Raw genomic sequence first — 13,024 nt, forward strand, 5'->3', positions numbered from 1 at the left:
CGATCACAGTTTTGCCAGGACGATGGCGCGCAGTTCGTCGCGAACCACCTTGTTCATCGCATTGCGGGGCACGGCATCGACCGTCACGAGGAATTCGGGCCGCTTGAAAATGGCGACTTCGCGTTCCTCCAGCCAGGCCGTCACGTCGGTGAGGCTGGGGCTTTCGCCCTCGTGCGGGACCACGGCGACCGCGATGCGTTCCCCCAGCCGATCGTCGGGCACGCCGACGGTCGCGGCTTCCCTGATCTGGGGCAGGCCGACCATCAGGTCGTCAAGCTCGGCCGGGGAAATGTTGACCCCGCCGCGCATGATGATCTCCTTCGATCGGCCCTGGAACTGATAGAAGCGGTTGCCCGGCCCGGCGATTTCGAACAGGTCGCCGGTGCGGTAATAGCCTTCGCTGTCGAACGCGCCCTGGCTCATTTCCGGCGCGCGCCAGTATCCGTCGAACACCATCGCACCGCCCAGCCGCAGCTCGCCGACCGATCCGGGGGCGGTAATCTCCTCTTCCGTTTCGAGATCCACAAGGCGCGATTTCATGATCTGCGCGGTGCGACCTTCCCAATCCGCGCCTTCAGCCCCGAAGCGGGGAAAGAAGCGGGCCCGCTCCGCCGCATCCGGCACCGAATGCTGGTTGGAAAACAGCGAGGCCCCCTCGTTCGATCCGAAGATATTGGCGATTTCGATGCCGTAGCGATCGCGCCACCCCTCGATCAGCCAGGGCGAAAGCGGCGCGGAGCCCGAACCGACGGTGCGCAGCGTTGAAAGGTCGAACTTCGCCAGCAGATCGGGCTGCTTCAGCAGCGCGCCCAGCACGGCCGGGGGGGCGATCGTGTAGCTGACTTTCTCCTGCTGCAACTGGGTCAGGAACGTGGCCACGTCGAAGGGGTGGTGGAGCACCAGGGTCCCGCCGCAGCGCAGCCAGGGCATCACGAGGCCGCCGATCGACCCGATATTGACCAGCGGGAACGGGTTGAGCACCGTATCGCCGCTCTGCATCGCGGTCGCTTCCACCATCACGTCCCCGTTGAGGACCCAGTGGTTGTGATTGCGCGGTACGCCCTTGGGCTGGTTTTCCGTGCCGGACGTCCAGCAAACGGTGAGGACTTCGCCCGCCTGGACGGGATTGTCGCTGCGATATTCTGCCAGGGCCGCGCGGTCGGCGTCCAGCATCGCCTCGTCCAGCGCGATCGCACCGGGGGCCTTCGCGGTATCGACGGCGCCGAACAGCATCAGCTTCACGTCCTGATCCGCGCAGATCTTCGCGGCCAGCGCGGCCTGGTCGTGATCCTGAAAGCGGAAAACGGTCAGGAAGGCGGCGGGCTCTACCTTGCCGAACACATGGGTCAGTTCGTGCTGGCGATACTGCATGACCACGGGGCTGAGGATCAGGCCCAGGCGCGCCGCGGCGAGGAATGTCACCACGGCATCGATTGTGTTGGGCAACTGCGAAACGATCCGGTCATCCTTGCGCAGGCCATGATCATGAAGCGCGGCAGCGAGCCGGTCGACGCGCTCGTCCAGCTGGGCCCAATCGACGCGTTGCGGTGCCTTGCCGTCCAGTGCCTCGCGGTTGGGCGGGTCGATCACGGCAAGCGGGGCATGCGTGCCGGCCATCGTCTGGAGCAGCAGCGTATCGACCGTGATGCCGGACCACCAGCCCTTGGCTTCATACTCGGCGATTCGCGTTTCGGGGGTGACGTACATCGATCTCTCCAGCTTGGCCGCCGGCTTGCCTCGGCGTTATAGCGACTATTGTAAGCATACTAATTTGATGCCACAAGAGAGTCGAGCGTGCGCGATTGCAAATGGCGCACAGCCCCTGCGGCCAGCCGTCCTCTCGTCGGGACCCTAACCGAACCACAGCAGGCAATCGAACAGGAACGTAGTCATGGAAGTTTATATCGCCGATGCCGTCCGAACCCCGCGTGGCAAGGCCAAGCCCGATGGCGGACTGGCAGAACTCAGCCCGCATGGACTGGCGACGACGCTGATCGACGCACTGGAAGAACGGAGCGGGATCGGCCGCGAGAATGTGGAGCGGCTCTCGCTCGGTTGCGTCGGCCAGGTGGGTGCCCAGGGCGGGCATCTGGCCCTGACGACGAAGATCGCCGCGCGCCTTCCCGAAGGCACGGTTACCCATACGCTCAACAACTTCTGCGTTTCGGGCCTGACCGCCATTGCCGAAAGCGCGAATGCGATTGCCGCAGGGCAGGCCGGCCTGGCCCTGGCCGGCGGGGTCGAGATGATGTCGCAAGTGCCCTTCATGGCGGACAAGGCCGATTATTACACGGCGCGCGAGTTCGCCGCGCGCGATCAGTATATCCCCGTGGTCCTCGCGGCCGAACGGCTGAGCGTGCGGGAGAACATCGACCGGGCGACGATGGATCGCGCGGCGATCGCTTCGCAGGGGCGGGCGGCTGCTGCCGAAAGCGACGATGCCCTCAACGCATCGCGTATCGCGCAACCCTCGCTCGATCGTGACGAGACGATCCGCCCGATCGACGCGGAGAAGGCGGCCGCGCTGGCCCCTGCCTTCGCCGCCATGGGGGAACAGTACGCAGAACCGCTCGACGGGGAAGCGCTCGATTACCGGATGACCGTCGCCCATGCCCCGCCAATGGCCGACGGCGCGGGGATTGCCATGCTCGGCACCCGCGAGCAGGTGGCGAACCCGCGGGCACGGATTGTGGCCTTCGCCGAAGCGGGGGGCGATGTGCGCGATTCCCTCCTCGGTGGCTTTGCCGCGATGGAGCGGGCGCTCGAAAAAGCGGACCTGTCACTTGCAGATATGGACCGTATTGAATTCATGGAAGCGTTCGCGGTTACGATTGCCAAGCTCGAACGGGACTATGCCGTCGACATGGACAAAGTGAACGTCGGGGGCGGCCATCTGGCGAAGGGGCATCCCATGGGCGCGACCGGCGCCATCCTGCTGTCGGCATTGCTCGACGCGCTCGATGCGTGCGAGGGGCGACACGGGCTGGTGGTAACGACCGGCGCCCAGGGCGTGGGCGCGGCGATGATCGTGGAGCGGCTCGCGCGCTGAACCGGCGCATTCGCGCCCGGGTTACGGAGATTTGCGATGGTATACATTCTTGGCGGCGCGCAGACCGATTTCGCACGCAACTGGGCACGCGAGGGCACCGACATGCTCGGCGCTTTCGGCGAAGTTGTGCGCGCCGGCCTGGACAATGCGAAACTCGATGCCGACGAGATCGAGACGGGCCATGTCGGCAATTTCGTCGGCGAGCTTTTTGCCGGGCAGGGCCTGCTTGGCGGATTCTTTGCGATGGTCGATCCCGCGTTCGATGGTCTCCCCACCGCGCGGCACGAAGCGGCCTGCGCCTCGGGAAGCATGGCGATCCTCGCCGCAATGTCCGAGATCGAGGCCGGGCGCTACGATCTCGCATGTGTCGTAGGCATCGAACAGATGCGCAATGTCGGCGGGCGACAGGCGGCGGATCACCTCGGTGCCGCATGCTGGCGAGGGCACGAGTTCGAAGATACCGATTTCGTCTGGCCCCGCGCGTTCTCTGATCTGGCCCAGGAGTACGACGACCGCTACGGCTTGAAGTACGAACACCTGATGCGGATTGCCGAAATCAACTTCGACAATGCACGCGCCAACCCCAATTCGCAGACCCGCAAGTGGGAATTTACCGACGACAGCTTCACCCAGCACGACGCGGCGAACCCCGTCGTTGAAGGGCGAACGCGGAAAATGGATTGCGGCCAGATCACCGATGGTGCGGCATCCGTGTTTCTGGCTTCGGAAAGCCGGGCCGCCGAATATGCCAGCAGGCGCGGCATGGCTCTGCAGGATCTGCCGCGGATCAGCGGATGGGGGCACACCTCCGCCCCGATTTCCTATCGCCGGAAGATCGAGGCAAGCGCGCAGGGCGACTATGTCTTCCCCCAAGTGCGGCGGGCAATCGAAGCTGCGCGCACCCGCGCCGGCGTTTCCGACATTGACCAGATCGACGCGGTCGAGACCCACGATTGCTTCACCACCACCGAATACATGGCGATCGATCACCTCGGCATTACGGCGCCGGGCGAAAGCTGGAAGGCGATCGAGGACGGCAGTATCGAGATGGGGGGGCGCATTCCGGTCAACCCCTCGGGCGGGCTGATCGGCCTGGGCCATCCCGTGGGCGCGACCGGCGTTCGCATGGCGCTCGACGCAGCGAAGCAGGTGACGGGCACGGTCGATGGCTACCAGGTCGAAGGGGCGCGCCGTGTGCAGACGCTGAATGTCGGCGGGTCGACGACGACGACCGCCAGCTTCATCGTCGAACGGCCTGAACGCGGCTGAACGCAAGGCACTGCCCAGATCCCTCCCGCCGATGCGGACGGGAATACGCGAAGCGAGCCTTCGACAAGCCCGGAGCGAGCGGATAGACGGGCACCCATGACCATCGAAACCATCAGCACCCATCGCGCCCACGGCGGCACCCAGGGCGTCTATTCGCACAGCTCGGCGATAACCGGCACGCCGATGACCTTCTCCGTCTTCGTGCCCGATCATGCGCCGGGCGCGCGCCTGCCGGTGCTGTGGTATCTTTCCGGCCTGACCTGCACCCACGCCAATGTCACCGAAAAGGGCGAATACCGCGCGGCCTGCGCGCGGCACGGGGTGATCTTCGTCGCCCCCGACACCAGCCCGCGCGGCGAGGATGTGCCCGATGCGGCGGACGAGTACGATTTCGGCCAGGGCGCGGGGTTCTATGTCGATGCGACGCAGGACCCGTGGGCGAAGAATTACCGGATGCGCAGCTATCTGGAACGCGAGCTGCCCGAAGTGATCGGCACCCAATTCCCCGCCGACATGGCGCGCCAGTCGATCACCGGCCATTCGATGGGCGGCCACGGCGCGCTGACCATCGGCTTGCGCAACCCGGATCGCTTCCGCTCCATCAGCGCCTTCGCGCCGATCGTCGCGCCCGGCGAAGTGCCGTGGGGCGAAAAGGCGCTGGGCCGCTATCTGGGGGAAGACCGCGCGGCCTGGCGCGAATACGATGCCGTCGCACTGATAGAAGACAGGTTCGCGCAAGAGGGCGCGCGCCATCCGCACCTGCTGATCGACCAGGGCGCGGCTGACGATTTTCTGGTCGAACAGCTCCGCACGCACCGCCTGGCCGAAGCCTGCCAGGCCGCCAGCATCGATGCCACGATCCGCCTTCAGGCCGGCTACGACCATTCGTACTATTTCATCTCGACCTTCATGGCCGAACACGTCGAATGGCACGCCCGCTGGCTGGGGTGAGGGGCGGATCGCCGGCGTCCGCCCTGCCGGCCATTCAACCCTGCGGTGCCGTTCCCGGGCGCAAGTACGCGAACATGTGCGCGACGTAATCCGCCTTGCCCAGGTCGATCCCGCGGCTGCGCAGAATGGCGTAAGCGGCCATGACGTGGAAATAGAACTGCGCGATGGCCCAGTCGCGGGCATACTGATCGAGCGTCAGATCGAAGATCATGCCGGTCGGCAATTCGTGTGCGACGGCGCGGTCGGGGGCTCCGCCGTCAAGATCGGCGGGAAGCGACCGGACGAGCGAAAGCGTCTCTTCGATCCGGGCGCGTGCCTGCGCCATCGTTCCCGGATTTTCCCCGCCATTGCGCCCTTCGTCGAGCAGTTCGGTCAGCGCGGGCGGGAAAGCCTCGTCCTGCAGGCGAAACACGCCCTCCTGCGCCTGGACGCAGGCGAAGCGGATCTGGGTCGAGAGCGGGAACATGTCCGGCGCCAGCCGCGCCGAAAGCAGCGCGTCGGCCTGTTCGGGCGTCTGCGCCTGTGCCTTGTCGAGCCAGCCGGCCAGCGCCGTCAGCATCTGCACATATGTGGGAACGAGGAAATCTGCCGGTGTCATGATCGACCTTCCATTGTGTTGCGCCCGGAGGCCCGGCCGCGCGCATAACACGGCCCCATCCCGCCACCTATCGGCCACCTGCCGCCGCGGCGAACGACCGTTTTCCTACAGGCCATCGCACCTGCTAGCAGCGGCGAATCGTTCTTTCGCATCGTAGGTCGTCCGTCCGGTTCTCGCGTACTGAGCGGGCGCGGGTTTTTTCGTCCCAGGACAGTGTAACAGGCGGTCCATGTCTTCCGCCCGGCTGGCCAAGGAAGGGGGCATGCACCTGTCCGTCACCCTGCGGTGCGGCGGCACAAGGTCATGTTTTTACAGGCTAATGAGATGGCCGGCGAAAGTGACGCGGTGTCACCTTTGTCCGGTCCCTGGCAATGGCGGGGAGGGGCGGCGGGCCTAGGCCTTGCTCACTTCGAACAGGGCAAATTCGGCGCGCCAGTTTGCGCCCGCTGCGCCCACTTCGCGGTCGGCGGTGAAGAACCAGCGGTTTTCGATTTCGATGCCGAGTTGCTCGGTCAGTTCCTCGAAATCCTTCACCGTCATGTGGTGGATATTGGCCGTTTCGTACCACGTCACCGGCAGGTGCCGCGTCACCGGCATCCGCCCGCGCCGCATCAGCGCCCAGCGCATCCGCCAGTATGCGAAGTTGGGGAAGGAGACGAAGGCACGGCGGCCCACGCGCAGCAGCTCCGCCAGCATCCGGTCGGGCCGCGCGGCGGTCTGCAGCGTCTGGCTGAGGATCGCGACGTCGAACGCGCCATCGGGATAGAAGGTGAGATCGCGGTCGGCATCGCCCTGCACCACGCTCAAGCCCCGCGCGACGCAGCGTTCGACCAGTTCGGGATCGATCTCTATCCCGCGCGCATCGACGTTGCGGCTGCGCTGAAGCGCCGCCATCAGCGCCCCGTCGCCGCAGCCGACGTCGAGCACGCGCACATCGGAGGGCACCTGGCGGGCGATAACCGCGAGGTCGGTGCGCAGGGCAAAGCCATCAACCATCGAGGAAGCCCTTCACGACCCGGTCGAGCGCGGGCACGTCGAGCAGGAAGCTGTCGTGCCCGAAGGGGGACGACAGCTCCACGAAACTGACCGGCGCGCCCGCGGCGTTGAGCGCGTGGACGACATGGCGGCTTTCGGCGGTGGGATAGAGCCAGTCGGTGTCGAAGCTGACCAGGCAGAACCGCGCGCCCCGGCCCATCGCGTGCCCGGTAAAGGCATCGGCCAGCTTGCCGCCATGCTCTTCCGCAATGTCGAGGTAATCCATCGCGCGGGTGATATAGAGGTAGGAATTGGCATCGAAGCGCCGGGTAAATCCGCTGCCCTGATAGCGCAGATAGCTTTCGACCTGGAAATCGGCATCGAAGCCGAAGCTCTTGGCCGAACGGTCCTGCAGCCGGCGGCCGAACTTCTCGGTCAGGCCCGCTTCGGAAAGGTAGGTGATGTGCGCCGCCATCCGCGCCACGGCCAGGCCGGCATCGGGCGTCGAATCGTGGCCGTAGTAATCGCCTTCACGCCAGTTGGGATCGGCCATGATCGCCTGCCGGCCGACTTCGTGGAAGGCGATGTTCTGCGCCGAATGGCGCGCGGTCGTGGCAATGGCGAGCACGCGCGCCGCCCGCTCGGGGAAATTGGCCGCCAGGCTCAGCGCCTGCATCCCGCCCATCGATCCGCCGACGACGGCGTGGAGCCGCTCTATCCCCAGCCCATCGAGCAGGGCGGCGAGGCCGCGAACCATGTCGCGCACGGTAATGACGGGAAAACGCATCCCCCAGGGCTTGCCATCGGGGGCCTCGCTCGCCGGCCCGGTCGATCCCATGCAGCTGCCGATCACATTGGCGCAGATGACGTGATAGCGGTCGGTATCGATCGGCTTGCCCGGCCCGACCGTCCGTTCCCACCAGCCGGGCTTGCCGGTGACGGGATGGGCGCTGGCGAGGTACTGGTCGCCGGTCAGCGCGTGGCAGACGAGGATCGCGTTGCCCTTGTCCGCCGCCAGCTTGCCATAAGTCTGGTAGGCGATCGTCGCGCCTTCCAGTGCCTGCCCGCCATCGAGCGGGAGGGGGGCAGGCAGCGCGTAGCTGAGCGAGGGATCGGGGGCGGTCATTGCGCGGCGGGGATTGGGCGGCTGCCACGCGCCTGTCAACACATCCGCCCTTAGCCGGGGCAAGCAGGATTTGCTTCGATTTGCAGGTCATGCGGGCTATGCGCCCGGCCATCATGGCCGAAAGTCCCACTCGCAAGCCCTGGATCGAGGGCATCCACGCCTATGTGCCGGGCCAGTCGAAAGATGCCGCCGGGCGCGAGCTGGTGAAGCTCTCGGCGAACGAGAACCCGCTGGGCACCAGCGCGGCGGCGCTCGCTGCGATGGAACGGGTCGCGGGGCCCGCGCGCTACCCCGATCCCGATTCCGCCGCCCTGCGCGCGGCGATCGGCGGGGTTCACGGGATCGACCCGGCGCGGATCGTCTGCGGCACGGGCTCGGACGAATTGCTCAACCTCGCCGCGCAAGGCTACGCCGGGCCGGGGGACGAGGTGCTGTTTTCGCGCTTCAGCTTCGCGGTTTACGACATCGCCGCCCGCCGCTGCGGCGCCGTCCCGGTCGAGGCGAGCGATGCCGATTACGGCGCCGATGTCGATGCCCTGCTCGCCGCCGTGACGCCGCGCACCCGGGTCGTCTTCCTCGCCAATCCGAACAACCCGACCGGCGGCCTCCTGTCGGCCGCGGAGGTCGCCCGCCTCCACGCCGGCCTGCCGCGCGACGTGCTGTTCGTGCTCGATCAGGCCTACGCCGAATACCTCGACCCGCAGGATGACGATCATGGGCTGGCGCTGGCGGAGCGGCACGAAAACGTTCTCGTCACCCGAACTTTCTCCAAGATCTACGGCCTCGCGGGGGAACGGATCGGCTGGGCGACCGGCGCGCCGGAGATCCTCGACACGCTCAACCGTATTCGCGGACCCTTCAACGTGACCGGCCACGGCCAGGCCGCGGCGCTGGCGGCGGTGGAGGATCAGGACTTCGTCGAACGCTCGCGTCGGCACAACGTGGCCGAACGCGCCCGCTTTGTCGATGCGATCGAAGCCCTCGGCAATCGCGGCCTGCGCGCGCTGCCCAGCGCCGGCAATTTCGTGATGGTCCTGTTCGAAGGGGCGACGAGCGCGCGCGAAGCCCACGCCGCGATCGCTCGCGCAGGCTATGCGGTCCGGCACTTTTCCGCCGCCGGGCTCGACCATGCGCTGCGGATCACCGTCGGCACGCGCGAACAGATGGATGCGATTGCCGCCGTCCTGCGCGAAACGGTCGGAGAAGCGCCATGACGATAAAGCGCGTTGCCATCGTGGGCCTCGGGCTGCTGGGGGGATCGGTCGGCCTGGCGATTTCCGAATGCCTGCCCGGCGTCGCGACAACCGGCTACGACGCCGATCCCGAAGTCCGCCGACGCGCTGCCGAGCGGGGCCTGGCCGGAACCGTCTGCGACACGCCGGCCGAGGCGGTGCGCGATGCCGACCTGGTGCTGTTCTGCGTGCCGGTCGGGGCGATGGAGGCCGCCGCGCGCGCCTGTGCCGAGGCTCTGCCGCCGGCGGCGATCGTTTCCGACGTGGGATCGTCCAAGGCCTCGGTCGGCGAGGCGCTGGCGCGCGCGCTGCCGGGCCGCCGGGTGATCCCCGCGCACCCGGTCGCGGGGACGGAGCGGAGCGGGCCCGACGCCGGCTTCGCCAGCCTGTTCCGGCAACGCTGGTGCATCCTGACCCCGCCCGCCGATGCCGACCCGGCGGCGGTCGAGGCACTTGGCCAGTTCTGGGAAGCCCTGGGCGCCCGGGTGGAGATCATGGACGCCGCGCACCACGATCTCGTGCTCGCCGTCACCAGCCATATCCCGCACCTTATCGCCTATACGATCGTCGGCACCGCCTCCGACCTTGAAGACGTGACCCGCAGCGAAGTGATCAAGTATTCGGCCGGCGGTTTCCGTGACTTCACCCGCATCGCCGCCAGCGACCCGACCATGTGGCGCGACGTGTTCCTTTCCAACCGCGACGCGGTGCTGGAAATGCTTGGCCGCTTCACCGAAGACCTGACCGCGCTGCAACGCGCGATCCGGCGGGGGGATGGGGAGGCGCTGTTCGACCTGTTCGCCCGCACGCGGGACATTCGCCGATCAATCCTGGAGCAGGGGCAGGACGATGCCCGGCCCGACTTCGGCCGGGCGGATCACGCCGATCGCTAGCGGCTGGGCGGCGAGCTGGTGTTGAGGGCATTGATCGCTTCGATCACTTTTGCCTCGACTTCGGCGCGCGGCAGCCCCGGCGCAATCGGTTCTGCAAAGCGATAGGTAATCGTCCCCGGCCGTTTCATTCCGCGATGATAGAGCGGGCCGCTGTCGACCGCGACGGGTACGACTGGCAGCGCCAGCAGCTTGTAGAGACCGGCGAACCCGGCCTGAAGCGGTGCGCGTTCGCCATGCGCGATGCGGGTTCCTTCGGGGAATATCGCGAGCGGCCGCCCCGCCGCCACGAAACCGCGCGCGGCCGCGACCATCGCTCGCAGAGCACGGGCCCCCTCTTCGCGCGAAACCGAAATGCAGCCGTAAGCCCGCGCGGCGCGGCCCCAGCCCGGAATGGCAAACAGTTCACGCTTGGCGAACGGGGCGGGATGATCGAACAGGCAAGGCAGGTCGATCGCTTCGAAGAAACTCTCGTGCCGGATGGCATAGAGCGCCGGCCCTGCCAGCGGGGCCCCTTCGATCCGTATCTCGATCCCCAGCAGACTGCGGCAACAGAACCGGTGAAACCCGCACCATCCTGCGACGACTTTGGGCAAGGCGGAACTGCCGATTGCCGCCATCGCCAGCGAGGCGAGCACGTAGAAGACACTGCCGAAATAGAACGTCGGATAGAACGCGAGGTTGCGCAGAACGATCATCCCTTCGCCCCCCGCCACAGGCGCGAAACCACGCTGGCCAGCAGTTTGTGATATTCCAGGAACAGGATGCGCAGCGAAGGCTGCGAAGGAACCGCATCGCGCACCACCTCGACCCCGTCGGGTAGGGTCCGCTGCAGTTCCCCTGCGGCGCGGCGCATATGCCAGTCGGTCGTTACCAGTCGCAGCGAACGGACCCGTCGCGCCCGCACCCACTGCGCGGTTTCGGCTGCATTTCCGCGCGTATCGACGGCGGAAAAGCCCAGCGAGACGCAGCATTCCATCGTCGCCATCGAAACCTCGAACTGTTTGGCGAACTCGATCGGGCGCACTTCGGGATCGACCCCGGTGACAAGCATGGCGCGTGCATCGCCAGCTTGCAGAACCTCCAGCCCGCGCTCTATCCGCCCTGCTGCCCCTGTCGGCACGATAACGGCATCGGTCCTGGCCGCTTCGACCGGCCCGGGCAGGGCAATCGCAAACCACAAGAAGCCCAGCGCCCAGACGAGCACCGCAGCGGAAACCAGTCGGCGGATCATAGTATTCTCCGAAGTGCCGACAGCACTGTGAACCGCGCTGTAACGATTGCAATCACAACGCCTGCCAGCGGGATGGCGGCGAGCGCAACCCAGTCGCCCATACCCAATCCGCCCCCGGCGATCATCCCGGAGCCCAACTGCCGGAACTGCCGCGCGAGAACGAACATTGCCGTAAGGCCGAGGGCGAGGCCGACGATCCCGCCGATCAGCGCGTCCTGCGCGATCGAGCGCTGGAAAATACGCGCGATCTGGCCATCGGTGCCGCCCAGCAGGTGAATGATCTCGATCGTGTTGCGGTTGCTTCCCAGCGCCGAGCGCGCCGCAAGCCAGACTGCCGTCGCGCTGGTCAGGGCAAGCAGAACGACAAGCGCAATCGCCAGCCATTGGAGCGCCGCGATCACATCGAATACCGGGCCGAGCCAGCTCGCCTGGGCATCGACCCGTGCGCCCGGCGCAATTTCCGTCAACCGTGCCTGCAACCGCGCCACTGCGTCGGCGTTCGCCGCCCCGCGCAGCCGCACGTCGATCAACGCGGGAACGGGGACGGTCGCCTCTCCGCTCCCAATGCCCAGCCACGGTTCGAGCAGTTCCTCCAACTCGCTTTCGGGCACGCGCCGGTACGTCGCGACCGCGGGATCGGCGGAAAGCGCCGCTTCAACCGCGTCGGTCTGCTGTTCCCGTTCCTGAGGCAGTGCCTCGAGCACTTGCACGGTTGCACCGCCGTCCAGCTCGGCGCGCGCCGCATCCGCCATGTTCTGCAGCGCGAGTCCGCCGGCTGCTGCGATCACCGTCAATGCCACCATGATCGCAATGACCCACGGCATCGGTCCCGCCAGCCGCGCTTGCGGCACCAGGCGCGCGGCACGTTCCCCCCCGAACGGAGCGAACCCCTTGCGCAGGGCGCGATTGAGTCCGGGCCGGTCGGTCATGACACGCCCCGGTCGCCGCGCGCGGCGCGGGGGGGATATCGCAAAACGCCGGTCGGATCGGACAGGCGCCCCTTGTCGAGCCGCATGATCAGCGATTCGGGCACCTTCTTGAGCAGATGAACGTCGTGGGTCGCCACTACGACCGTCGTTCCCAGACGATTGAGCGCTTCGAACAGGCGCAGCAGCTTCAGCGCCATTTCGGGATCCACATTCCCCGTCGGCTCGTCCGCCACCAGCATATCGGGGCGCCCGATGACCGCACGGGCAATGGCCACGCGCTGCTGCTCCCCGCCCGAAAGCGTCGCTGGCCGCGCATCGCGGCGGTGCGACAGGCCGACCCATTCCAGCATGTCGGAAACCGGCTTGGTCACTTCCGCCTCGTCCACCCCCGACACCCGCAACGGCAGCGCCACATTGTCGAACGCCGATAGATGGGGAACAAGTCGGAAGTCCTGAAATACGACGCCCAGACGACGTCTGAATTGCGGCAGGCGCGCGCGGGGCAGGGTGATCACGTCGGTACCGAACATGCGGATCGCCCCGCGCGATGGGCGCTGCGCCAGATAGAGCAGCTTGAGCAGCGAGGTCTTCCCCGCACCACTCGCACCGGTCAGGAAGTAGAAACTGCCGGGGTAGAGAGTGAAGGACACATCGCGCAGCACTTCGCCATCGGTGCCGTACCGCAATCCGACGTTGTCGAACGACACGATTTCGCTGTCGAAATCGCGCTCGGAGTCGAAATCGGTCATGTTCGGGCGGTCGCCTGCGTGG

General features: G+C 66.8%; 13 protein-coding genes. 5 read left to right on the forward strand and 8 right to left on the reverse strand.

The genetic code is table 11. From position 1 onward, the window contains the following. Positions 1-3 precede the first annotated feature (3 nt). On the reverse strand, positions 4-1,707 hold the full coding sequence (locus AM2010_RS13025) for a class I adenylate-forming enzyme family protein (protein WP_047807436.1): 1,704 nt from the start codon (positions 1,705-1,707) through the stop codon (positions 4-6). Between the two features lie 184 nt (positions 1,708-1,891). Between AM2010_RS13025 and AM2010_RS13030 the strand changes: the two genes are divergently transcribed. From AM2010_RS13030 to fghA, 3 genes are all read left to right on the forward strand, one after another. Next, positions 1,892-3,049, forward strand: coding sequence for an acetyl-CoA C-acyltransferase (locus AM2010_RS13030; RefSeq protein WP_047807437.1), 1,158 nt, complete (start codon positions 1,892-1,894; stop codon positions 3,047-3,049). Between the two features lie 36 nt (positions 3,050-3,085). Continuing rightward, on the forward strand, positions 3,086-4,318 hold the full coding sequence (locus AM2010_RS13035; RefSeq protein ID WP_047807438.1) for an acetyl-CoA acetyltransferase: 1,233 nt from the start codon (positions 3,086-3,088) through the stop codon (positions 4,316-4,318). Between the two features lie 96 nt (positions 4,319-4,414). Then, positions 4,415-5,269 carry an S-formylglutathione hydrolase gene (fghA, locus tag AM2010_RS13040; protein WP_047807439.1) on the forward strand — a complete coding sequence of 285 codons (855 nt, stop codon included), beginning with the start codon at positions 4,415-4,417 and terminating at the stop codon, positions 5,267-5,269. A gap of 34 nt (positions 5,270-5,303) precedes the next feature. Here the strand turns inward: fghA and AM2010_RS13045 are convergent, their stop codons facing one another. From AM2010_RS13045 to metX, 3 genes are all read right to left on the reverse strand, one after another. Beyond that, positions 5,304-5,867 carry a DUF1993 domain-containing protein gene (locus AM2010_RS13045; protein ID WP_047807440.1) on the reverse strand — a complete coding sequence of 188 codons (564 nt, stop codon included), beginning with the start codon at positions 5,865-5,867 and terminating at the stop codon, positions 5,304-5,306. A gap of 393 nt (positions 5,868-6,260) precedes the next feature. Then, a complete protein-coding gene (gene metW / locus AM2010_RS13050; protein ID WP_047807441.1) occupies positions 6,261-6,863 on the reverse strand; it encodes a methionine biosynthesis protein MetW in 603 nt (200 codons plus the stop codon). Further along, entirely contained in the window at positions 6,856-7,968 is a 1,113-nt protein-coding gene (gene metX, locus AM2010_RS13055) for a homoserine O-acetyltransferase MetX (protein ID WP_047807442.1), read from the reverse strand. The genes metW and metX overlap by 8 nt, the downstream gene beginning before the upstream one ends. A 113-nt stretch (positions 7,969-8,081) precedes the next feature. Between metX and hisC the strand changes: the two genes are divergently transcribed. After that, positions 8,082-9,182: a histidinol-phosphate transaminase gene (gene hisC, locus AM2010_RS13060; protein WP_047807988.1), complete on the forward strand. Its 1,101-nt coding sequence runs from the start codon at positions 8,082-8,084 to the stop codon at positions 9,180-9,182. Beyond that, positions 9,179-10,093, forward strand: coding sequence for a prephenate/arogenate dehydrogenase family protein (locus AM2010_RS13065; protein ID WP_047807443.1), 915 nt, complete (start codon positions 9,179-9,181; stop codon positions 10,091-10,093). The genes hisC and AM2010_RS13065 overlap by 4 nt, the downstream gene beginning before the upstream one ends. Here the strand turns inward: AM2010_RS13065 and AM2010_RS13070 are convergent. From AM2010_RS13070 to ftsE, 4 genes are read right to left on the reverse strand one after another with little or no spacing between them, the layout of a single operon-like run. Next, entirely contained in the window at positions 10,090-10,788 is a 699-nt protein-coding gene (locus AM2010_RS13070; protein WP_047807989.1) for a lysophospholipid acyltransferase family protein, read from the reverse strand. The two genes, AM2010_RS13065 and AM2010_RS13070, sit on opposite strands and share 4 nt — an antisense overlap. Beyond that, positions 10,785-11,324: a YdcF family protein gene (locus AM2010_RS13075; protein ID WP_047807444.1), complete on the reverse strand. Its 540-nt coding sequence runs from the start codon at positions 11,322-11,324 to the stop codon at positions 10,785-10,787. Before AM2010_RS13075 ends, AM2010_RS13070 begins: the two co-directional genes overlap by 4 nt. Further along, the gene (locus AM2010_RS13080; protein WP_201784057.1) at positions 11,321-12,253 is read right to left on the reverse strand and encodes a cell division protein FtsX; all 933 of its coding nucleotides are present in this window, start codon (positions 12,251-12,253) and stop codon (positions 11,321-11,323) included. The genes AM2010_RS13075 and AM2010_RS13080 overlap by 4 nt, the downstream gene beginning before the upstream one ends. Continuing rightward, complete coding sequence (ftsE, locus tag AM2010_RS13085) at positions 12,250-13,002, reverse strand: cell division ATP-binding protein FtsE (protein ID WP_047807445.1); 753 nt, start codon at positions 13,000-13,002, stop codon at positions 12,250-12,252. Before ftsE ends, AM2010_RS13080 begins: the two co-directional genes overlap by 4 nt. Between the last annotated feature and the right edge of the window lie 22 nt (positions 13,003-13,024).

Source organism: Pelagerythrobacter marensis (assembly GCF_001028625.1).
In the GTDB taxonomy this organism is placed as follows: domain Bacteria; phylum Pseudomonadota; class Alphaproteobacteria; order Sphingomonadales; family Sphingomonadaceae; genus Pelagerythrobacter; species Pelagerythrobacter marensis.